The 1540-nt window shown below is 69.9% G+C and carries 1 protein-coding gene; it reads left to right on the forward strand.

Annotated features, from left to right (window positions below; translation table 11 throughout):
- The coding region (locus O3W51_RS47985) for a replicative DNA helicase (protein WP_269290393.1) at positions 1 to 1057 on the forward strand (1057 nt) is incomplete at its 5' end.
- Positions 1058 to 1540 lie beyond the last annotated feature (483 nt).

Below are 1540 nucleotides of genomic sequence, written 5' to 3' on the forward strand. Positions count from 1 at the left end.
GGTCCAGGCCGTGCCGACCGCCGCGAACGGGACCTACTACGCGGACATCGTCCGCGACCGGGCCCGCCTGCGCCGCCTGGTCGAAGCGGGCACCGCGATCACCGCTCTCGGTTACGGCGACGGGGACGCCGACGAGATCACGGATGCCGCTGGAGCCGCGTTCAACGCGGCCGTGGCCATCGACGAATCCACCGCCAGCTTCCGTCCCGCCGACCGTTCCGTCTCCCTCATGGACCGCCTCGAAGCGCGCAGCCGCGGTGAAGTCACCAAGGGCGTGCCCACCGGATTCACCGATCTGGACCACCTCACCAACGGCCTCCATGGCGGCCAGGTCATCGTGATCGCCGCTCGGCCGGCCATGGGCAAGTCCACCCTCGCTGTGGACTTCCTGCGCTCCGCCACGATCAAGCACGGCCTCACCGGCGCCCTGTTCAGCCTCGAAATGGGCGGCGACGAAGTCCACGAGCGCATCGTGTCCGCCGACGCCAGGGTCGCCTACTACCACCTGCGCAGCGGCGAACTCACCGAGGACGACTGGATCCGCATCGGCCACAGCGTCCAGCGCCTGGAAACCGCCGACCTGCACATCTTCGAAGACGCCGGCCTGACCGTCCTGCAGATCAAGGCCCACTGCCGCCGGCTCCAGCAGCGCGGCGGCCTCGGCCTCGTCGTCGTGGACTACCTCCAGCTGATGCAGTCCAGCGGCCGCAAGGCCGAGAACCGGCAAGTCGAGGTCGCCGAGATGAGCCGCCAGTTCAAGCTCCTGGCCAAGGAACTGAACGTGCCCGTCGTGGTGCTGTCCCAGCTCAACCGCGGACCCGAGCAACGCCAGGACAAGAAGCCGATGATCTCCGACCTGCGGGAGTCCGGCGCCATCGAACAGGACGCCGACATCGTGATCCTCCTGCACCGCGAGGACGCCTACGACAAGGAATCACCGCGTGCGGGCGAAGCCGACCTGATTGTCGGAAAACACCGGGGAGGACCAACATCAACGATCACCGTCGCCGCGCAACTCCACTACAGCCGCTTCGTCGACATGGCCGCGACGGTATGACGTCGCAGCCGCCCGTAAGGGGTCTGAGCGCGCCTCTCGCTGACGATCAACCGCTCCCGGGTCTATCCGGTCGTCCAGGGCCAAGATCGGCGCTCAGGGCCCCCGCGGGGCGATCCGAAGCCAGGGACGGGGGATGTACGCCCTGTGTGCGTTTCGGTGCGCGGTTCAGAGGAGGGCCGCTCGGGGCTCGGTTGCCACGGCCAGCGATGAGCGCTTACAGGGGCCGTGGGGGCGCTCTGGCCCGTGCGGGCGGGTCGGAACGGTGTGGCGGGTGACCTCGGGGGTGGTGTTGCCGTTTGGGCGGGTACGGGAACCGCCGACGGAGCCCGGCCCCCCACTGCCGGGGCCCGAGCGCATTCGGGCTCCGGCAACCCGCCCCTCCGCCCCGGGGCGCGCGATGAGCGCTGGCCCTGTGCGGGCCGGGTGCGGTCCGGGGTGGTGCGCCGGGCCTACGGTGCACCGGTGGACAACTACCCGATGGCG

This window comes from Streptomyces sp. H39-C1 (genome assembly GCF_027158125.1).
Lineage (GTDB): Bacteria > Actinomycetota > Actinomycetes > Streptomycetales > Streptomycetaceae > Actinacidiphila > Actinacidiphila fildesensis.